The 19,837-nt window shown below is 61.3% G+C and carries 17 protein-coding genes and 1 tRNA gene; 1 reads left to right on the forward strand and 17 read right to left on the reverse strand.

Annotated elements, in window-relative coordinates; translation table 11 throughout:
• Window positions 1–55: 55 nt before the first annotated feature.
• From M5B97_RS15465 to leuC, 17 genes are all read right to left on the reverse strand, one after another.
• Window positions 56–131 (reverse strand) — tRNA-Val (locus tag M5B97_RS15465).
• A gap of 160 nt (window positions 132–291) precedes the next feature.
• Window positions 292–1,056, reverse strand: a complete 765-nt coding sequence (locus M5B97_RS15470) for an SDR family oxidoreductase (protein WP_123716864.1) — start codon at window positions 1,054–1,056, stop codon at window positions 292–294.
• A gap of 11 nt (window positions 1,057–1,067) precedes the next feature.
• The gene (locus M5B97_RS15475) at window positions 1,068–2,279 is read right to left on the reverse strand and encodes an O-succinylhomoserine sulfhydrylase (protein ID WP_248731947.1); all 1,212 of its coding nucleotides are present in this window, start codon (window positions 2,277–2,279) and stop codon (window positions 1,068–1,070) included.
• Window positions 2,280–2,344: 65 nt separating this feature from the next.
• Window positions 2,345–3,850 (reverse strand): amidophosphoribosyltransferase, encoded by a 1,506-nt coding sequence (gene purF / locus M5B97_RS15480; RefSeq protein WP_123716862.1) that lies wholly within the window; start codon window positions 3,848–3,850, stop codon window positions 2,345–2,347.
• A 41-nt stretch (window positions 3,851–3,891) separates the two neighbouring features.
• Complete coding sequence (locus tag M5B97_RS15485) at window positions 3,892–4,449, reverse strand: CvpA family protein (RefSeq protein ID WP_248731948.1); 558 nt, start codon at window positions 4,447–4,449, stop codon at window positions 3,892–3,894.
• A 258-nt stretch (window positions 4,450–4,707) separates the two neighbouring features.
• A complete protein-coding gene (locus tag M5B97_RS15490; protein WP_248731949.1) occupies window positions 4,708–5,370 on the reverse strand; it encodes an SPOR domain-containing protein in 663 nt (220 codons plus the stop codon).
• On the reverse strand, window positions 5,354–6,661 hold the full coding sequence (folC, locus tag M5B97_RS15495; RefSeq protein WP_248731950.1) for a bifunctional tetrahydrofolate synthase/dihydrofolate synthase: 1,308 nt from the start codon (window positions 6,659–6,661) through the stop codon (window positions 5,354–5,356). Before folC ends, M5B97_RS15490 begins: the two co-directional genes overlap by 17 nt.
• Window positions 6,658–7,578: an acetyl-CoA carboxylase, carboxyltransferase subunit beta gene (gene accD / locus M5B97_RS15500; protein ID WP_123716859.1), complete on the reverse strand. Its 921-nt coding sequence runs from the start codon at window positions 7,576–7,578 to the stop codon at window positions 6,658–6,660. Before accD ends, folC begins: the two co-directional genes overlap by 4 nt.
• A 244-nt stretch (window positions 7,579–7,822) precedes the next feature.
• Window positions 7,823–8,455: a phosphoribosylanthranilate isomerase gene (locus tag M5B97_RS15505; protein WP_134656760.1), complete on the reverse strand. Its 633-nt coding sequence runs from the start codon at window positions 8,453–8,455 to the stop codon at window positions 7,823–7,825.
• Between the two features lie 63 nt (window positions 8,456–8,518).
• Entirely contained in the window at window positions 8,519–9,343 is an 825-nt protein-coding gene (truA, locus tag M5B97_RS15510; protein WP_123716857.1) for a tRNA pseudouridine(38-40) synthase TruA, read from the reverse strand.
• Between the two features lie 148 nt (window positions 9,344–9,491).
• Window positions 9,492–12,068 carry a FimV/HubP family polar landmark protein gene (locus M5B97_RS15515; RefSeq protein WP_248731951.1) on the reverse strand — a complete coding sequence of 859 codons (2,577 nt, stop codon included), beginning with the start codon at window positions 12,066–12,068 and terminating at the stop codon, window positions 9,492–9,494.
• A gap of 161 nt (window positions 12,069–12,229) precedes the next feature.
• Window positions 12,230–13,240: an aspartate-semialdehyde dehydrogenase gene (locus M5B97_RS15520; protein ID WP_248731952.1), complete on the reverse strand. Its 1,011-nt coding sequence runs from the start codon at window positions 13,238–13,240 to the stop codon at window positions 12,230–12,232.
• A gap of 249 nt (window positions 13,241–13,489) precedes the next feature.
• Complete coding sequence (asd, locus tag M5B97_RS15525) at window positions 13,490–14,602, reverse strand: aspartate-semialdehyde dehydrogenase (RefSeq protein WP_025856452.1); 1,113 nt, start codon at window positions 14,600–14,602, stop codon at window positions 13,490–13,492.
• A gap of 64 nt (window positions 14,603–14,666) precedes the next feature.
• On the reverse strand, window positions 14,667–15,749 hold the full coding sequence (gene leuB / locus M5B97_RS15530; RefSeq protein WP_248731953.1) for a 3-isopropylmalate dehydrogenase: 1,083 nt from the start codon (window positions 15,747–15,749) through the stop codon (window positions 14,667–14,669).
• A 53-nt stretch (window positions 15,750–15,802) separates the two neighbouring features.
• On the reverse strand, window positions 15,803–16,567 hold the full coding sequence (locus M5B97_RS15535; protein ID WP_123717679.1) for a class I SAM-dependent methyltransferase: 765 nt from the start codon (window positions 16,565–16,567) through the stop codon (window positions 15,803–15,805).
• A 146-nt stretch (window positions 16,568–16,713) separates the two neighbouring features.
• On the reverse strand, window positions 16,714–17,358 hold the full coding sequence (leuD, locus tag M5B97_RS15540) for a 3-isopropylmalate dehydratase small subunit (protein ID WP_123717678.1): 645 nt from the start codon (window positions 17,356–17,358) through the stop codon (window positions 16,714–16,716).
• A gap of 10 nt (window positions 17,359–17,368) precedes the next feature.
• Window positions 17,369–18,787: a 3-isopropylmalate dehydratase large subunit gene (leuC, locus tag M5B97_RS15545; RefSeq protein WP_123717677.1), complete on the reverse strand. Its 1,419-nt coding sequence runs from the start codon at window positions 18,785–18,787 to the stop codon at window positions 17,369–17,371.
• Between the two features lie 147 nt (window positions 18,788–18,934).
• On the opposite strand from leuC, the gene M5B97_RS15550 reads away from it, so the two are divergent.
• A complete protein-coding gene (locus M5B97_RS15550) occupies window positions 18,935–19,825 on the forward strand; it encodes a LysR family transcriptional regulator (RefSeq protein WP_123717676.1) in 891 nt (296 codons plus the stop codon).
• Window positions 19,826–19,837: the final 12 nt, after the last annotated feature.

Here is a 19,837-nt window from a genome sequence, read left to right on the forward strand (position 1 = left end):
CGTCGGTGCAACCTTTAACGTTGCGTCTTGCCCCAAGGGCAAAACTCTCAAGAAGTGGTGGGTGATGACGGGATCGAACCGCCGACCCTCTGCTTGTAAGGCAGATGCTCTCCCAGCTGAGCTAATCACCCTTTGCTTCGTTGAGGCCGCGAAATTTACGCAGGTAGCGGACCTAAGTCAATAGCAGGATTGAGTTTTTTTCAAAACAGCTCCGAGTTGCAAGCTTCAAGCGACAAGTTAAAAGCCACCACAATCCGCCCTCACTTGCAGCGTGTTACTTGAAGCTGCTCTTCACTGCTCATAGACCATCTTCTTGCTCATGCCACCGTCCACCACAAACTCTTGCCCGGTAACGAACCCCGCTTGGCGCGACAGCAGCCATGCCACCATCGCCGCCACGTCCTCTACCGTACCCACCCTGCCCGCCGGATGCTGGGCATGATCGGCATCAGTCAAAGGTTCGGCACGCCGCGCAGCGGGATCACGGGCATCAATCCAGCCAGGGCTGACCGCATTCACCCGCACTTCCGGCCCGAGGCTCATCGCCAAGGCGTGAGTGAGCGCCAACAGGCCGCCCTTGCTCGCCGCATAAGCCTCGGTATCCGGCTCCGACTGACGGGCCCGGGTCGACGCCAGGTTGACGATAGCCCCGCCGTGGGCCCGCAGGTAGGGCGCACAGTGCTTGGCCAGCAACATTGGCCCACTGAGGTTAACGGCCAGCACACGGTTCCAGTAAGCCAGGTCAAGGCTTTCCAGGGTGATATTGTGCGGATCGGCCACCGCAGCGTTACAGACCAATGCGTCCAAACGACCGAATTGCCCGAGGACTTCGGCGACCCCTTGGGCCACCTGTTTCTCGTCAGCCACATCCATGGTGATAAACCAGGCATTCTCGCCCAGCACCTTGGACACCTTGGAGCCGCGCTCGCGGTCCAGATCGGTCAAGACCACCTGCCAGCCTTCGCTGATCAGCCACGCGGCAATCCCGAGGCCAATGCCCCGCGCCGCGCCCGTCACCAGGGCGACGCGCCCATTACTGGCCGTTGCGGCCTCCATGGACCACTCGATCACAAGGCAGCCAGCCCGCGAGCCAGGTCAGCCTGCAGATCAGCGACGTCTTCCAGGCCTACCGCGATACGGATCAGGCTGTCTCGGATGCCCGCCGCTTCACGCTCCTGCGGCGCCAGGCGACCATGTGAGGTGGTGCTTGGGTGAGTGATGGTGGTCTTGCTGTCACCCAGGTTGGCGGTGATGGAGATCAGGCGGGTCGCATCGATAAAGCGCCAGGCGCCCTCTTTGCCGCCCTTCACCTCGAAACTCACCACGGCGCCGAAACCCCGTTGCTGACGCTGGGCCAGTTCGTGCTGCGGATGGCTCTTGAGGCCGGCGTAATGCACTTTCTCGATACCGTCCTGCTGCTCCAGCCACTCGGCCAGTGCCTGGGCGTTGGCACAATGGGCCTTCATCCGCAGGTTGAGGGTTTCCAGACCCTTGAGGAAGATCCAGGCGTTGAACGGGCTCAGGGTCGGGCCAGCGGTGCGCAAGAAGCCCACCACTTCCTTCATCTGCTCGCCGCGACCGGCAACCACGCCACCCATGCAACGGCCCTGACCGTCGATGAACTTGGTGGCCGAGTGCACCACAATGTCTGCACCCAGCTTCAGCGGCTGCTGCAAGGCAGGCGTGCAGAAGCAGTTGTCGACCACCAGCATCGCGCCTTTGGCGTGCGCCACTTCGGACAATGCGGCGATATCCACCAACTCGGCCAGCGGATTGGACGGCGACTCGACGAACAACAGCTTGGTGTTGGACTTGATGGCCGCATCCCAGCCGGACAAATCCGCCAGGGGCACGTAGTCCACTTCAATGCCGAAGCGCTTGAAGTACTTTTCGAACAGGCTGATGGTCGAACCAAACACGCTGCGCGATACCAGCACGTGGTCGCCGGCACTGCACAGGCTCATCACCACCGCCAGGATGGCAGCCATGCCAGTCGCTGTGGCCACCGCCTGCTCGGCGCCCTCCAGCGCTGCGATACGCTCTTCGAAGGCACGCACGGTCGGGTTCGTATAACGCGAATACACGTTGCCCGGCACCTCACCGGCAAAGCGCGCAGCGGCGTCGGCAGCGGTACGGAACACGTAGCTGGACGTGAAGAACATCGGGTCACCGTGCTCACCTTCCGGAGTGCGGTGCTGGCCGGCGCGCACAGCCAGGGTGTCGAACGCTACGCCATCGAGGTCGCTGTCCAACCGACCGGCATCCCATTCCTGACTCATGCTGCGACTCCTTACTCAATTCTTTATTTAAGATACAAAACCGGCCCCTCAGGGCCGGTGTTCACTCAGTTGTTGTACAGATCGATGATCGCGCTGACCGCCTGGGTCTTGATCTTCGAGGAGTCGTTACGCGCCTGCTCGATCTTGTTCAGGTAGGTTTCATCGACATCACCGGTCACGTACTTGCCGTCGAACACGGCGCAGTCGAACTGCTCGATCTTGATCTTGCCACCGCCGACCGCTTCGATCAGGTCCGGCAGGTCCTGATAGATCAGCCAGTCGGCGCCGATCAGGTCCGCCACGTCCTGGGTGGTGCGGTTGTGGGCGATCAGTTCGTGGGCGCTCGGCATGTCGATACCGTACACGTTCGGGTAACGCACGGCTGGTGCGGCGGAACAGAAGTACACATTCTTCGCGCCGGCTTCGCGGGCCATCTGGATGATCTGCTTGCACGTGGTGCCACGCACGATGGAGTCATCCACCAGCATGACGTTCTTGCCGCGGAACTCCAGTTCGATTGCGTTGAGCTTCTGGCGTACCGACTTCTTGCGCGCCGCCTGGCCCGGCATGATGAACGTACGGCCGATGTAACGGTTCTTCACGAAGCCTTCGCGGAACTTGACGCCCAGATGGTTGGCCAGCTCCAGCGCAGCGGTACGGCTGGTGTCCGGAATCGGGATGACCACGTCGATATCGTGCTCAGGACGCTCGCGCAGGATCTTCTCGGCCAGTTTCTCGCCCATGCGCAGACGTGCTTTGTAAACCGAAACGCCATCGATGATCGAATCCGGACGCGCCAGGTAGACATGTTCGAAGATGCACGGGGTGAGTTTCGGGGCAACGGCGCACTGGCGGGTATGCAGCTTGCCATCTTCGGTGATGTACACCGCTTCGCCCGGCGCCAGGTCGCGGATCAGGGTGAAGCCCAACACGTCCAGGGATACGCTTTCAGAAGCGATCATGTACTCGACGCCTTCGTCGGTGTGACGCTGGCCGAACACGATAGGACGGATACCGTGGGGGTCGCGGAACCCGACGATGCCATAACCGGTGACCATGGCCACGACGGCGTAACCGCCGACACAACGGTTGTGCACGTCGGTGACGGCAGCGAACACGTCCTCTTCGGTCGGCTGGAGCTTGCCGCGCTGGGCCAGCTCGTGAGCAAACACGTTGAGCAACACTTCCGAGTCGGAGCTGGTGTTGACGTGGCGCAGGTCAGATTCGTAAATCTCCTTGGCCAATTGCTCAACATTGGTCAGGTTACCGTTGTGCGCCAGCGTGATGCCGTAAGGCGAGTTGACGTAGAACGGTTGAGCTTCGGCCGAAGTCGAGCTACCGGCCGTCGGGTAACGCACATGACCAATACCCATGTGCCCAACAAGGCGCTGCATGTGACGCTGATGAAACACGTCACGCACCAGGCCATTGTCCTTGCGCAGGAATAACCGGCCGTCATGGCTGGTCACAATACCGGCAGCGTCCTGGCCGCGGTGCTGGAGGACGGTTAGCGCGTCATACAGCGCCTGATTGACGTTCGACTTACCGACGATACCGACGATGCCACACATGCGACGCAACCCCTACTTAATGAATCTTGACTGAACACAACTTACTGAGGCGTTTTGGCCGGTAAGAGGTGCTCCTTGAACGGAAGGTCAGCGGGTACGCTGATTCCGCTGGCCAGCCACTGACTGCTCCACCCCAATATGAGGTTCTTGGACCAATCTGCAACCAATAGAAATTTTGGCACGAGTACCGACTCCTGCCACCACGAATCCTGCTGTACCGGCCCAAGGCTCAACAGCCCGACCGCCACGACCACCAGCAACGCGCCACGCGCAGCGCCGAAGGCCATGCCGAGAAATCGATCGGTCCCGGAGAGGCCGGTGACACGTATCAACTCGCCGATAAGATAATTGATCATTGCTCCCACCAGCAGCGTGGCGATGAACATGATGGCACAGCCCGCGATGACGCGAGCCGAAGGTGTCTCGATGTATCCGGCCAGGTAAACCGACAATGAACCGCCGAACATCCAGGCTACGACTCCTGCGATGATCCAGGTCAGCAACGACAGTGCTTCTTTTACGAAGCCGCGGCTTAGACTGATCAAAGCGGAGATGGCGACGATTGCAACGATCGCCCAATCAACCCAGGTAAATGGCACAGTGCAGCCTACGTACGGATAAGGCGGCGCATTTTAGCAGAGCGCCGGGCTATCGGTAAGCGGTGATTGTCAGTGCCTTGCAAATCAGTAGTTGGGGGCGAGAAATTCCGATCTCAACCCCACCACAAAACGAAAAGTGGGGGCGGACTTGCTCGCGAACGCGTAGGTCAGCAACAACTAAGTCAACTGATCTACCGCATTCGCGAGCAAGCCCGCCCCCACATTTGAACCGCATTGCCAAGCGGCGTCGGCCGTTGTTCAGCCGCGCTCAGGCTGGAAACGCGTGACGAAACCCTTGAGGTTTTGCTGGCGATCCAGCATATCGCGTAGACGATCCGCCTCGGCACGCTCGATCAGCGGCCCGATAAACACGCGATTCTTACCGTCGGCACTACGGATATACGCGTTATACCCCTGGCTGCGCAGCTTCTTCTGCAAGGCATCGGCGCCTTCACGGTTGCCCAGGCTGGCCACTTGAATCGACCAACTCACCGGCAAGCCATTCGGATCGATGCGGCTCTGGCCCACATCCGGCTTGCCAGGCGCAGCAGGCTGCGGTGCGACCGGCTTTGGCGCAGGCGCGGGCACGGCTGGCTTGGCGGCGGCGACTGGCGCTGCCGGTGCCGGCTTGACCACTGGCACGCTCGGCTGCACCGGCATCGTCGGAGCCTGTTGCGCCGCCACTTCAGCATCGCTCGGCACCGGTTCTTCTTCAGGCAACGCCTGCGGCTCAGGCACCACCACCGGCTCGACCTGAACCTGCGGCATCACCGGAGCCTGAGGCGCAGCAGGTGCCTCGACAACCACCTGGCGTTGTTCGTCCTGACGGGAAAACAGCATCGGCAGAAAAATCACCGCCAACGCCACCAATACCAGGGCTCCAACCATTCGCTGCTTGTATGCGCTATCCAGTAATGCCATCTGCAGCTTCCTCCGTGGAGCGCCGGGACAACCACTCGAGCGCCTCGGCAACACAATAAAATGATCCGAACAACAGAATCTCGTCCTCGGCCGTAGCCACCGCACATTGCGCTTCGAGCGCGGCGGTGACGCTTGCATACGACGCCACAGGCGCGCCAAGGTTCTGCAACGCCACTTCCAGCTCGGCTGCCGGACGACTGCGCGGGGTATCCAGCGGCGCTACCGCCCAAGCCTGGACACTGCTCGACAATGGCGCAACCACACCGTCCAGGTCCTTATCGGCCAACAAACCGAACACCGCCAGGCGGCGACCGGCCGGCGGGCTAAGCGACAGGCGCCGCGCCAGGTATTCAGCCGCATGCGGGTTATGCCCCACATCCAGCAGCAGGTTCAGGCGCTTACCTTCCCAGTTGAACGTACGACGGTCCAGACGCCCGACCACACGGGTCGCCAGCAACGTCTCGGCGATCTGCCCGGCATCCCATGGCAGATCCAGCAACAGATAGGCCTGCAGCGCGAGTGCGGCGTTTTCCATCGGCAGGTTCAGCATCGGCAGATCGCGCAGCTCAACACTCTGCCCCCGGGCATCACGCCCGCGCCAGTGCCAATGCCCGGCGCCTATCTCAAGGTTGAATTCGCGCCCACGCAGGAAAAACGGGCAATCCAGCTCGCGCACTTTGTCCAGCAAGGTGTGTGGCGGGTCCAGATCACCGCACAGTGCAGGCCTGCCCTGACGGAAGATCCCGGCCTTCTCAAAGGCCACGGACTCACGGGTATTGCCCAGGTAATCGGCGTGATCCACGCCAATACTGGTCACCAGCGCCAGGTCGGCATCCACCACGTTGACCGTGTCCAGACGCCCACCCAGGCCAACCTCCAGAACAACCACATCCAACTGCGCACGCTCGAACAGCCAGAACGCCGCCAGGGTGCCCATCTCGAAATACGTCAGGGAAATCTCGCCGCGCCCCGCATCCAGTGCGGTGAAGGCTTCACAGAGTTGCTCGTCGGTGGCTTCGACACCATTGATCTGCACCCGCTCGTTGTAACGCAGCAAGTGCGGCGAGCTGTACACGCCGACCTTCAGCCCTTGGGCCTGAAGCAACGCCGCGACAAAGGCACAGGTAGAGCCTTTGCCGTTGGTGCCGGTCACCGTGATGACACGCGGTGCCGGCCGTCCCAACCCAAGGCGGGCCGCTACCTGCTGCGAGCGCTCCAGGCCCATGTCGATGGCTGACGGATGCAACTGCTCAAGGTAGGCGAGCCATTCGCCAAGGGTACGCTGGGTCATAGGTTTGCTGGCACCGGCGGAACAACGACAGGTTCGACTTTAGGCGCGACGTACACAGGCGTCGGCAGGCCCATCATTTGTGCCAGCAGGTTGCCCAGGCGCGGACGCAGCTCAGCGCGCGGGATGATCAGGTCGATCGCACCGTGCTCCAGCAGGAACTCACTGCGCTGGAAGCCTTCCGGCAGTTTTTCACGCACGGTCTGCTCGATTACACGCGGGCCGGCAAACCCGATCAGGGCCTTGGGTTCGCCGACGATCACGTCACCCAGCATCGCCAGGCTGGCGGACACACCGCCGTAGACCGGGTCGGTCAGTACGGAGATGAACGGGATACCTTCTTCACGCAGACGCGCCAATACCGCAGAGGTCTTGGCCATTTGCATCAGGGAAATCAGGGCTTCCTGCATGCGCGCACCGCCGGAGGCGGCGAAGCAGATCATCGGGCAACGATTTTCCAGGGCATAGTTGGCTGCGCGAACAAAGCGCTCGCCAACGATGGCGCCCATGGAGCCGCCCATGAAGGAGAATTCGAAGGCCGAAACGACCACCGGCATGCCCAGCAGCTTGCCGCTGACGGAAACCAAGGCGTCTTTCTCACCGGTCTGCTTCTGTGCAGCGGTCAGGCGGTCTTTGTACTTCTTGCCGTCGCGGAACTTGAGACGGTCAACCGGCTCCAGGTCCGCACCCAGTTCGGCACGACCATCGGCGTCCAGGAAGATATCGATGCGCGCGCGCGCGCCAATACGCATGTGGTGGTTGCACTTGGGGCAAACGTCCAGGGTCTTTTCCAGCTCGGGACGGTACAGCACCGCGTCGCAGGACGGGCACTTGTGCCACAGACCTTCAGGAACCGAGCTTTTCTTCACCTCGGAACGCATGATCGAAGGGATCAGTTTGTCTACTAACCAGTTGCTCATGCTTTCTTTCTCCAGTACCGGTGGCTTGAACACAGCCCCGCGTATGCCCTTGAGCTAAATTCATATGTGGCGATGACACAGACTGGACGGGGTCAGACGTTCGACCTGCCATTTCCCGCCTGTATCCTCAGCCTTCCAGACAACCTGCCAGTGCAGGGTTGCCACTTCATTTCCGGGCCACCCACAGGCGGCGCCGGGCTGTTTTACACAGTGGTAGTTATGGACGGCGGCAGACTGCCAGCCGTCACATCCCGCCACTGCTGTTGCGCACGGCCTGCATGAATGCGCGAATCTTGCTGTGATCCTTGATGCCCCTGCCCTGCTCCACACCGCCACTGACATCCACGGCATACGGCCGAACCTGGGCGATTGCTGCCCCGACATTCCCGGGATTAAGCCCCCCGGCCAGGATAATCGGCTTGCTCAACCCTTCAGGAATCAGCGACCAGTCGAACGCTTCACCAGTCCCCCCGGGCACGCCCTCAACATAGGTGTCCAGGAGAATCCCGCGGGCACCGGTATAGGCAGCACACGCGGCGGCGATATCATCCCCGGCCTTGACGCGCAGCGCCTTGATATAAGGACGCTGGTAGCTTTCGCATTCATCCGGACTTTCGTCACCGTGAAACTGCAGCATGTCCAGCGGCACGGCATCCAGGGTTTCGTTGAGTTCGCAACGGCTGGCGTTGACGAACAACCCCACCGTGGTCACGAACGGCGGCAGCGCAGCGATGATCGCCCGCGCCTGCAGCACATTCACCGCCCTTGGGCTTCTGGCGTAGAACACGAAACCAATGGCGTCGGCCCCCGCCTCGACTGCCGCCAGCGCGTCTTCTATGCGGGTAATCCCGCAAATCTTGCTGCGAACGGCTGACATGTCGTGGAAACCTCAGGGTTGGACCGAGAAAGTCCCGGATGTTAACAAAAGCTTTTCCGGGCGTCAGCCGCCAAGTTCGCTGAAGCCCGTGAGGAAGTGCGGCCCGATGAACCGCTCCGGCAGTTCGAACTCGTCGCGGTACTCCACACCCACCAGGTACAGTCCGAACGGATGCGCCGTTACCCCCCCGGTGCGACGGATGCGGCTTTCCAACACTTCCCTGGCCCACTCCACCGGGCGCTCACCGGCGCCGATGGTCATCAGCACGCCGGCAATATTGCGCACCATGTGGTGCAAAAAAGCGCCGGCGCGGATATCCAGCACGATCATCTTGCCGTGACGCGTCACCCGCAGGTGATGGACCTCCTTGATCGGCGACTTGGCCTGACACTGCCCGGCCCTGAACGCACTGAAATCATGCACACCCACCAGATGTTGCGCGGCCTCGGCCATACGCTCGGTATCCAGCGGGCGGTGGTTCCAGGTGATTTCTTCGTTGAGGTGCGCCGGGCGGATCTGATCGTTGTAGATCACATAACGGTAGCGCCGGGCAATGGCCTTGAAGCGCGCATGGAAGTGCGCAGGCATGACCTTGGCCCAACTGACACTGATGTCATGGGGCAAATTGATATTGGCCCCCATCACCCATGCCTTCATCGAGCGCTCGGCCTGGGTGTCGAAGTGCACCACCTGGCCGCAGGCGTGTACACCGGCATCGGTACGCCCGGCGCACATCAGCGACACAGGTGAGTCAGCGACCTTCGACAACGCGTTTTCCAACGTTTCCTGCACGGTCAGCACACCGGAGGCCTGGCGCTGCCAGCCGCGATAACGCGAACCTTTGTATTCCACGCCCAAGGCGATGCGATGAAAGCCTGCGGCCGCCATTTCGGCGGCCGCGTTATCTATATTTGCCAAGAACTGAGAGCCCGATGAGTTGCGCAAAGGCTGCCATTATAAGGAAGCAGGTCCGCGCCAGGCGCTTTTTTTGTGATGAGGGAACGTGCGCCCTCATCACCCAAAGCAAACGATTGGATTAAGCCAGTCGCCCGAGCATCTCTTTGGCTTCACCGCGCTGGGCTTCATCACCTTCGGTCAGCACTTCGGACAGAATGTCCCGTGCGCCGTCCGCATCCCCCATGTCGATATAAGCCTGGGCCAAGTCCAGCTTGGTCGCGACCTCATTCGTACCGGAAAGGAAGTCGAACTCAGGTTCGTCACCGCCCAATGCAGCATCTTGCGCCGTGAAGGTAGGCTCGATAGGCGGATGTTCCAGACTCTGGGACAGACGATCGAGTTCGGCGTTTACGTCGCCCAGTTCTGCTGCAAAAGCATCGGGTTTGGCCGCCGGCGAGGCAACAGGTTCGTCCCCCAGGGACAGGTCGAAGTCTGCCGGCAGGTCGAAATCGTCCAGTGCGGCAGGCGTCAGAGTCGGAGGCTCAACCGCCGACACGTCCTTCATCGAGTCCTCAAGCCCCGAGAGGAAATCGTCATCGGACTGCGAGGATGGCGGATCAAGCTGCAGATCCAGGTCGAAGTCCGACAGATCGTCTGCGCCGTTCTTGGCTTCAGTCTGCTGCTGCAGAAGCGCCTCGAATGTCTGCTGATCAGCCTTGATCTCGGCCGGCGATGCCGCTTCCAGATCGTCCAGGCTCAAGTCAAAATCCGTGTCGAACGGCTCTGGCTCGGGAGTTGACGGGGCAGGCTTGTCCTCCAGCAGATCCTTGACGTACTGGGCATCCAGCGCCGCCGCCGCGACGGCAGCGCTGACACCCGCCGCCAATACGGCCATGGCCGGGAAACGGCTCTTGAGCTGCTCAACCTGGGCATGGTTTTCACCATTGGCCACCAATTGACGCTCTTGAGTGACGAAGCCGTCCTTGTCGCTTTGCAGGCCGTAGACCTCCATCAGCTTCAAACGCAGGTCGCTGCGCTTGGGCTCATATTTGATCGCCTGCTCCAGGATGTCCGCGGCCTGGTTCAAGTGGCCACGATCAATATGGGATTGGGCCTGGGCCAACGCGTCACTGGAGTTAGCCGGGGCCACGGCCACGGCTAACGGGGCCAGCACGGAAGCCACTGTGGGTGCCACAACGGGCTCAACCACCGGTGCAGGGGCTGGAGCCGCCGTCAGCTTGACGCTCGGCGGCGGCACTTCGAGACCTTCAAAGCTGTCGGGAGGCAGGTCATGGTCCATATCCGGCGCGAACACCGGCTCTTCAGCCAACGCCCGCGCCATGCGCAGGTGTTTTTCTTCCTCGCGTCGGGCATTGCGATGGCGCGCCCACAGCAACAGAAGCAGCAACACCACCAAACCTGCCGCCCCGCCCACCACACCGAGCACAATCGGATTGGTCAGCAGTTCGTTGAACGGCCCTTCGGTGCTGGCCGGCGCCGCGCCAGGCTTGTTCGCTTCAGCTTTGGTCGCCTCCGGCGCCGGGGCCACGGACGCCACAGGCTCCGTAGGTGCAGCGGCGGCAGCGGTGGCAGCGGCGGGCTCACCTGGCAACTGAGCAGGAATCGCTGCCGTCACAGGCGCGGCCGGGTCGGCTTTTTCGGCCTGCAACCGTGCCAACTGATCGTTTTTCAGCTGAATCAGCTTTTGCAATTTGTCCAACTGGCTTTGCAGGTCCGCCGCACGGCTTTTCAGCTCAGCATTGTCGCGACGGGTCGTGTCCAGCTGTTCCTGGGTCATCGCCAGCTTGTCGCTCAAGCCACGGTTGTCACCCGCATTACCCTTGGCACCTTTTTTCGCGGACTCGGCCGAGACCAGGCTCAGGTTGTCCTTGCCAGTGGTGCTCGACGGCGCATTGCCCGCCTGGGTGCGCTTGGTGGCGTCCAGTTGAGGCTTGCCTGTCGCTTGACGGGACGCGGTACGGCGCCCCTGCCGCCAGGCGGTGTTTTGCGCGCTCACTTCAGCGATTGCTTGGGGCTGCGGCAGGCTGGTCGCTTGCACGCGGTCCGGCAGGCGCAGGACCTGGCCGGTTTTCAGACGGTTGATATTGCCATCGATAAAAGCGTCGGGGTTGAGCGCCTGGATCGCTAGCATCGTTTGCTGGATCGACGCGCCGTTGCGATTCTTCTCGGCAATTTCCCACAAAGTATCGCGGGGTGTGGTCGTGTGCTGGGCAGGCTTGCTGGCAGCGGGTGCCGCGCCTGCCGGTGCGCTCAAGCGCGGGGCGGGTGCACCGGCGACAGGGGCTGGCTGATCGAACTTGGCCGGATCAAGCAACACGCTGTAGTCGCGCATCAGGCGGCCATTGGGCCATTGCACCTGCAACAGGAAACGGATGTAGGAATCCGGCAGCGGCTTGTTGGACGTGACGCGCACGACGCTGCGGCCATTAGGGTTGACCACCGGAGTGAACGTCAGGTCATCGAGAAACGCCTGGCGGTCCACGCCCGCATCCACAAACGCCTGGGACGAAGCCAGGCTCGGCGTGATCTCGGAAGCGGTGAGGCCACCGACATCGAGCAATTCGATTTCCACCGACAGCGGCTGGTTCAGCTTCGACTTGAGGGTCATTTCCCCAAGCTGGAGCGCCTGCGCCATACCGGAGGACAGCGCCGAGGCGGCCGCTATAGCTAACACCAGTTTGCGAACTTGAACCATAGCCTCATCCTTTGTTTGAACACTCCCCGGCCTGCGAGAAGGTTGGTAACCGCTGCCATAAGGCATGGCGAGCCGATAGGTCACCGACGCACTTCTATTGCGCTTCGGGCCAAGCATAGCGCTTAGTTAGAATCAATCTACAAATTGCCGCCAAGTATCTTTTACACAAGGCCTTTTATCAACAACTGCGCCAGCTGTACGGCGTTGAGGGCCGAGCCCTTGCGTACGTTATCTGACGTCAGCCACAGATTTAGTTCCGCAGGGTCGTCCACGCCTGCGCGAACCCGTCCTACGTACACCACATCCTGGCCGACTGCATCGCCCACAGCCGTTGGGTAGTCACCCTCCTCCACAAGCTCGATTCCAGGCGCTGCGTCCAGTGCACGATTGACGGCGCCAAGGTCGACCGGCGCACCCAACTGCAACGACACAGTCAGGCTATCGCCAAAAAACACCGGGGCTTGAACGCAGGTCGCGGAAATCTTCAGTAAAGGTGTTTCCAGTAACGCTCGCAGCTCGTGTACGAGACGTTTTTCCAGAGCGGTATGACCTTGGCTATCCGGGGTGCCGACTTGCGCCAACAGGTTGAAGGCCATTTGCCGATCAAAAAACTGCGGTTCCAGCGGTCGCACATTCAAAAGCTCAGCGGTTTGCCGGGCCAGCTCGCTGACGGCCTCGCGGCCCTGCGCAGACACCGCCAGGCTGGCGGTAACGCTGACGCGCTGAATATCCAGCACACCGCGCAATGGCGCGAGCACCACGGCCAGGTTGGTAGCTGAGGGGCTTGGGCTGCCGAGCTGGAAGGGCTTTTTCAAACCCTCGAGGACATGGGCATTGGCTTCCGGCACAACCTGAGGCGCCTGATCGCTCGGCAAGGCACCCGACAGGTCGATCACCGAGCAACCGGCTGCCGTGGCGCGCGGAGCGAAACTCAGGGTTACCGCCGGACCTGCCGCAAAGAACGCCAGCTGAGCCTTACTGAAGTCGAACTCATCGACCTCCTTGACCCGCACATTCTTGCCGCGAAACGGCACCGAGGCGCCGGCGGAGTTGCTGCCCGCCAGCAGATACAGGGTGCCCACCGGAAAATCCAGCTCTTCGAGAATCTGCACCAGGGTCTCACCCACGGTGCCGGTAGCGCCGATCACGGCAATTTCAAAGGTCTGGGTCATGGGGGCTTGCCTCGGGCATTGCAGGGGGAGCGGCACTTTACCGGGTGACCGGGGGTGAGGCAATTGACCTGAGGGTTGCGGTGTGGCGAATGCTCCTCCGCGAGCAGGCCCGTTCCCACACTTGATCGCATTTCAACTGAAGCAACTCAGTCGAACAGGGACGCGGGCTTGCTCGCGAAGAGGCCCTTAAGGGCAATAAAAAACCCGCGCCTGTCACCAGTCGCGGGCTTTTCGTACAGCCATGAACGATCAACGTTCCAGCAAGATCCGCAGCATGCGACGCAGCGGTTCGGCCGCGCCCCACAACAGCTGGTCGCCAACGGTGAAGGCACCGAGGAACTGGCTGCCCATGTTCAGCTTGCGCAGACGGCCCACCGGTACATTCAGGGTGCCGGTGACCTTGGTCGGGCTCAGCTCCTGCATGCTGATATCGCGATTGTTCGGCACCAGCTTGACCCACGGGTTGTGCTGGCTGATCAACGCTTCGATATCCGCGATCGGCACATCTTTGTTCAGCTTGATGGTCAGCGCCTGGCTGTGGCAACGCATGGCGCCAATGCGCACGCAGATACCGTCCACCGGGATCGGGCTCTTGAAACGGCCCAGGATCTTGTTGGTTTCGGCCTGCGCCTTCCACTCTTCGCGGCTCTGGCCGTTCGGCAATTCCTTGTCGATCCACGGGATCAGGCTGCCGGCCAACGGTACGCCGAAATTCTCGGTCGGGTACGCATCGCTGCGCATGGCTTCGGCCACGCGACGGTCAATGTCGAGAATCGCACTGGCAGGGTCTGCCAGTTGATCGGCGACAGCAGCATGGGTCGCACCCATCTGCTTGATCAGCTCACGCATGTTCTGCGCGCCGGCACCGGACGCCGCCTGATAGGTCATGGCGCTCATCCACTCGACCAGGCCCGCTTCGAACAAGCCACCCAGGCCCATCAGCATCAGGCTGACGGTGCAATTGCCGCCCACGTAGTTCTTGGTGCCGGCATCCAGTTGCTGATCGATGACCTTGCGGTTCACCGGGTCAAGGATGATCACGGCATCGTCCTGCATACGCAGGCTCGACGCGGCGTCGATCCAGTAACCCTGCCAGCCGGCCTCGCGCAGCTTGGGGAAGACTTCGCTGGTGTAGTCGCCACCTTGGCAGGTCAAAATCACGTCGAGGGTTTTCAGCTCTTCAATGCTGTAGGCGTCCTTGAGCGGAGCAATATCCTTGCCCACTGACGGCCCTTGGCCACCCACGTTCGAAGTGGTGAAAAACACCGGTTCAATAAGATCGAAATCCTGCTCTTCCAGCATCCGCTGCATGAGCACGGAACCGACCATACCGCGCCAACCGATCAGACCTACACGTTTCATCGCAACTGCACCTTGTTAAAAAGTGGGCCGCCTTGCAGCAACAACTGCAAGTGGGCCCGAGAGATTACAGATTCCGCAGCGCGGCGACTACTGCGTCGCCCATTTCTTGCGTCCCGACCCTGGTGCAACCCTGCGACCAGATGTCGCCGGTACGCAGCCCCTGGTCCAGCACCAGGCTCACGGCTTTCTCGATGGCGTCTGCCGCATCGGCAAGGTTGAAGCTGTAACGCAGCATCATCGACACCGACAAAATGGTCGCCAGCGGGTTGGCAATGCCCTGGCCCGCGATATCCGGTGCCGAACCGTGGCACGGCTCGTACATACCCTTGTTGTGGGTGTCCAGGGACGCCGACGGCAGCATGCCGATGGAGCCGGTGAGCATCGACGCCTGGTCGGACAGGATGTCGCCGAACAGGTTGTCGGTGACGATCACGTCAAACTGCTTCGGTGCGCGTACCAGTTGCATGGCGGCGTTGTCGACGTACATGTGGCTCAGTTCGACATCCGGGTAGTCCTTGGCCACTTCTTCGACGATTTCACGCCACAGCTGGCTGGACGCCAATACGTTGGCCTTGTCCACCGAGCACACCTTCTTGCCACGCACGCGGGCCATGTCGAAGCCGACGCGGGCGATACGGCGGATTTCACTCTCGCTGTAGGGCAGCGTGTCGTAAGCCTGGCGCTCACCATTCTCCAGTTCGCGCACGCCACGTGGCGAGCCAAAGTAGATACCGCCGGTCAGCTCACGCACGATCAGGATATCCAGGCCCGATACCACTTCCGGCTTCAGGCTCGACGCATCGGCCAGTTGCGGGTAGAGGATCGCCGGGCGCAGGTTGCCGAACAGGCCCAGTTGCGCGCGGATTTTCAGCAGGCCGCGCTCCGGGCGGATGTCACGCTCGATCTTGTCCCACTTCGGGCCACCTACGGCGCCGAGCAACACCGCGTCGGCAGCACGAGCACGGTCCAGGGTCTCGTCGGCCAGCGGCACGCCGTGCTTGTCGATGGCGGCACCGCCAATCACGTCGTGGCTCAATTCGAAGCCCAGGCTGTACTTGGTGTTGGCCAATTCCAGAACCTTGACCGCTTCGGCCATGATTTCCGGACCAATACCGTCGCCAGGGAGAATCAGAATCTGCTTGCTCATGGGTTCCTCATTTCATCAAGCGACCCGCCCATGGGCAGGTCGGGGAAAATTGATCAGCGCTCGGCCCACACCACCAGCACATCGGTGCTGAAGGTGCCGTCGGCTTGAATTTCGTAGTAATCGCGCACTTCCTGGCCCATCGCCTGTTGCAGCTCAAGGATCGCGGTACGCAAGGCCTGAGGCGTGCGCATGCGCTCGACCCAGGAGGTGTATTCCAGCCGCAGGCGCTGGCGACTGCTGTTGCGTACATGCAGGCCAGCTTCGCTGAGCTGGCGCATCCACTCGGCGGCGGAGTAATCGCGCACGTGACTGGTGTCGCGCAGTACCTCGACGGTTTGCAGGTAAGTGTCCAACAGCGGGCTGCCCGGTGACAAGACGTCGACAAACGCCGCCACGCCGCCCGGCTTGAGCACCCGGCGCACTTCACGCAGGGCCAGGCCCAGGTCGCTCCAGTGGTGGGCCGAGTAGCGACTGAACACGAAGTCGAACTCGCCATCGGCAAACGGCAGGCGCTCGGCGGCGCCATGCACGGTGCGGATGTTGTCCAGGCCACGGTCTACCGCGGCAGCGGCGACCACATCGAGCATCTGTTGGGACAAGTCGTAGGCCACCACTTCCTTGACCAACGGCGCCACATGGAAGCTGACATGACCGGCGCCACACCCCAGATCCAGCAGTCGCGCGCCGCCCTGCCCGGCCAGTTCGGCCTGCAGCAGCGCAAATTCGGTACCTTGGGCGTGTACGGCACTGCTCAAGTAGGCGGAGGCTTGCTCGCCGAATTGTTTCTGCACGACTTGGGTGTGGGCGGTGCTGGTCATGGTGGTTTCCTTGGGACTTGCGTTGTGGGTACTGCCGCCTTCGCGAGCAAGCCCGCTCCCACATTTGATTGCCTTTCAACTGAAGAAACTCGGTTGAATGTGGGAGCGGGCTTGTTCGCGAAGCGGCCAGACCGGCTTACATCAAATCAGGCGTCGCGAAACAACCATGGTTGGCTCGCCCGGTGCCTGGCCTCAAACGCCGCAATTGCGTCGCCATCCTGCAAAGTCAGGCCGATGTCATCCAGACCGTTAAGCAGGCAGTGTTTGCGGAAGGCATCGACTTCGAAGTGGTACACCTTGCCATCCGGACGGGTCACCGTTTGCGCGGCCAGGTCGACGGTCAGTTGGTAGCCCACCTCGGCCTCCACTTGCTTGAACAGCTCATCCACTTCGGCATCGCTCAAGATGATCGGCAACAGGCCATTCTTGAAGCTGTTGTTGAAGAAGATATCGGCGTAACTCGGCGCGATAATGCTGCGAAAGCCATATTCTTCCAGGGCCCACGGCGCGTGTTCACGGCTGGAGCCACACCCGAAGTTTTCCCGGGCCAACAGCACGCTGGCACCTTGGTAACGCTCGGCGTTGAGCACGAAGTCCTTGTTCAGCGGGCGCTTGGAGTTGTCCTGGTAGGCGTAGCCCACGTCCAGGTAGCGCCACTCGTCGAACAGGTTGGGCCCGAAGCCGGTACGCTTGATCGACTTCAAAAACTGCTTGGGGATGATCTGGTCGGTGTCCACGTTGGCACGGTCCAACGGCGCGACTAAACCTGTGTGTTGTGTAAAAGCACGCATCGGGTATTCCTCAGATCAATTCGCGAACGTCGATGAAACGACCGTTGACGGCAGCCGCAGCGGCCATCGCCGGGCTGACCAGGTGGGTACGCCCGCCGGCGCCCTGACGCCCTTCGAAGTTACGGTTGGAGGTCGACGCGCAATGCTCGCCCGACTCCAAACGGTCCGGGTTCATCGCCAGGCACATGGAGCAGCCCGGCTCGCGCCATTCAAAACCGGCCTCGAGGAAAATCTTGTCCAGGCCTTCCGCCTCGGCTTGCGCCTTGACCAGGCCCGAGCCCGGCACCACGATCGCCTGCTTGATGGTCGAGGCCACTTTGCGGCCCTTGGCGATCACGGCAGCAGCGCGCAGGTCTTCGATCCGCGAATTGGTGCAGGAACCGATGAACACACGGTCCAACTGGATATCGGTGATTGCCTGGTTGGCCTTCAAGCCCATGTACTTCAACGCTCGTTCGATGGAGCCGCGCTTGACCAGGTCAGCTTCCTGGGCCGGGTCCGGCACGTTCTGGTCGACCGCGAGGACCATCTCAGGCGAAGTGCCCCAGCTGACTTGCGGCTTGATCTGGGCAGCGTCGAGTTCAACCACAGTGTCGAACACCGCGTCGGCGTCGGAGACCAGATCTTTCCAGGCTTGCACAGCAGCATCCCAATCGGCGCCCTGCGGGGCGAATGGACGGCCCTTCACGTATTCAATGGTTTTTTCGTCCGCCGCCACCATGCCCACGCGGGCACCGGCTTCGATGGACATGTTGCAGATGGTCATGCGGCCTTCGATGGACAGATCACGAATGGCGCTGCCGGCGAACTCGATGGCATGGCCGTTACCGCCGGCGGTGCCGATCTTGCCGATCACGGCAAGCACGATGTCCTTGGCGGTCACGCCAAACGGCAGCTTGCCTTCGACCCGCACCAACATGTTCTTCATCTTCTTGGCGACCAGGCACTGGGTGGCGAACACATGTTCCACCTCGGAAGTGCCGATGCCATGGGCCAAAGCGCCGAACGCGCCATGGGTTGACGTGTGGGAGTCACCGCAGACCACGGTCATGCCGGGCAAGGTGGCACCCTGCTCCGGGCCGATCACATGCACGATGCCTTGACGCACGTCATTCATCTTGAACTCGGTGATGCCATATTCGTCGCAATAGTCATCGAGGGTCTGTACCTGCAGACGCGACACCTGGTCGGCAATAGCGTCGATACCGCCTTTGCGCTCAGGGGTGGTCGGCACGTTGTGATCCGGGGTAGCGATGATGGAATCGACGCGCCACGGCTTGCGGCCGGCCAGCCGCAGGCCTTCGAACGCTTGAGGCGAGGTCACTTCATGGATGATGTGACGGTCGATATAGATCAGCGACGAGCCATCGTCGCGCCGTTTCACTTCATGGGAATCCCAAAGCTTGTCGTAAAGCGTTTTGCCGGCCATCAGTCGGTCCTCATCAGCGGTCTTTCTATGCCCCGGGTCTTGAGACATTCAATAACCCTTTGGCTTGTGAGGCTGATGGTATGGCGCTACATTAAATAACTCAAATTCATATTTTTTATGCTTTGGATTACCAACTGGAATACAAGAATGGACCTGGCCAACCTCAATGCCTTTATTGCCATCGCCGAGACCGGCAGTTTCTCCGGGGCCGGCGAACGCCTGCACCTGACGCAGCCGGCCATCAGCAAACGTATTGCCGGGCTGGAGCAACAATTGAAGGTGCGCCTGTTCGATCGCCTGGGCCGCGAGGTGGGTTTGACCGAGGCCGGCCGGGCCTTGCTGCCGCGCGCTTATCAGATTCTCAACGTGCTGGACGATACACGCCGCGCCCTCACCAACCTGACCGGCGAAGTGAGCGGCCGGCTGACCCTGGCCACCAGCCATCATATTGGCCTGCACCGCTTGCCACCGATCCTGCGCACCTTCACGCGGGAGTACCCGAATGTGGCGCTGGATATCCAGTTTCTCGATTCAGAAGTGGCCTACGAAGAAATCCTCCATGGCCGTGCCGAAGTGGCGGTGATCACCCTGGCGCCCGATCCGCACCACGTGGTGAAGGCCACGCCGGTGTGGGATGACCCGCTGGATTTCGTAGTGGCGCCGGAGCACAGCCTCATCAGTAATGGCGGCGTCAGCCTGGCCGATATCGCCCGGCACCCGGCGGTGTTTCCAGGCGGCAATACCTTTACCCACCATATCGTCAGCCGACTGTTCGAAGCCCAGGGCCTGACGCCGAACATCGCGATGAGCACTAACTACCTGGAAACTATCAAGATGATGGTCTCCATCGGCCTGGCCTGGAGCGTACTGCCACGTACTATGCTGGATGACCAGGTGGCACGTATCGCTTTACCGGGCATACAGCTCTGTCGCCAGCTAGGCTATATCGTGCATACCGAAAGGACGCTATCGAACGCTGCGCGGGCTTTCATGAGCCTATTGGATGCACAGGTCGATCTGCCAGGGACACCGGCATGAAACTGTGCGGCC

It is taken from the genome of Pseudomonas sp. MWU13-2517, from assembly GCF_023242545.1.
Lineage (GTDB): Bacteria > Pseudomonadota > Gammaproteobacteria > Pseudomonadales > Pseudomonadaceae > Aquipseudomonas.

Coding starts and splice junctions, on each gene's coding strand:
- leuB (WP_248731953.1), bottom strand. CDS start 15,749: ATGAGCAAGCAGATTCTGATTCTCCCTGGCGACGGTATTGGTCCGGAA.
- leuC (WP_123717677.1), bottom strand. CDS start 18,787: ATGGCCGGCAAAACGCTTTACGACAAGCTTTGGGATTCCCATGAAGTG.
- folC (WP_248731950.1), bottom strand. CDS start 6,661: ATGACCCAGCGTACCCTTGGCGAATGGCTCGCCTACCTTGAGCAGTTG.
- purF (WP_123716862.1), bottom strand. CDS start 3,850: ATGTGTGGCATCGTCGGTATCGTCGGTAAGTCGAACGTCAATCAGGCG.
- M5B97_RS15470 (WP_123716864.1), bottom strand. CDS start 1,056: ATGGAGGCCGCAACGGCCAGTAATGGGCGCGTCGCCCTGGTGACGGGC.
- M5B97_RS15535 (WP_123717679.1), bottom strand. CDS start 16,567: ATGACCAGCACCGCCCACACCCAAGTCGTGCAGAAACAATTCGGCGAG.
- leuD (WP_123717678.1), bottom strand. CDS start 17,358: ATGCGTGCTTTTACACAACACACAGGTTTAGTCGCGCCGTTGGACCGT.
- M5B97_RS15505 (WP_134656760.1), bottom strand. CDS start 8,455: ATGTCAGCCGTTCGCAGCAAGATTTGCGGGATTACCCGCATAGAAGAC.
- truA (WP_123716857.1), bottom strand. CDS start 9,343: ATGGCGGCCGCAGGCTTTCATCGCATCGCCTTGGGCGTGGAATACAAA.
- M5B97_RS15490 (WP_248731949.1), bottom strand. CDS start 5,370: ATGGCATTACTGGATAGCGCATACAAGCAGCGAATGGTTGGAGCCCTG.
- M5B97_RS15475 (WP_248731947.1), bottom strand. CDS start 2,279: ATGAGTCAGGAATGGGATGCCGGTCGGTTGGACAGCGACCTCGATGGC.
- M5B97_RS15515 (WP_248731951.1), bottom strand. CDS start 12,068: ATGGTTCAAGTTCGCAAACTGGTGTTAGCTATAGCGGCCGCCTCGGCG.
- M5B97_RS15520 (WP_248731952.1), bottom strand. CDS start 13,240: ATGACCCAGACCTTTGAAATTGCCGTGATCGGCGCTACCGGCACCGTG.
- accD (WP_123716859.1), bottom strand. CDS start 7,578: ATGAGCAACTGGTTAGTAGACAAACTGATCCCTTCGATCATGCGTTCC.
- M5B97_RS15550 (WP_123717676.1), top strand. CDS start 18,935: ATGGACCTGGCCAACCTCAATGCCTTTATTGCCATCGCCGAGACCGGC.
- asd (WP_025856452.1), bottom strand. CDS start 14,602: ATGAAACGTGTAGGTCTGATCGGTTGGCGCGGTATGGTCGGTTCCGTG.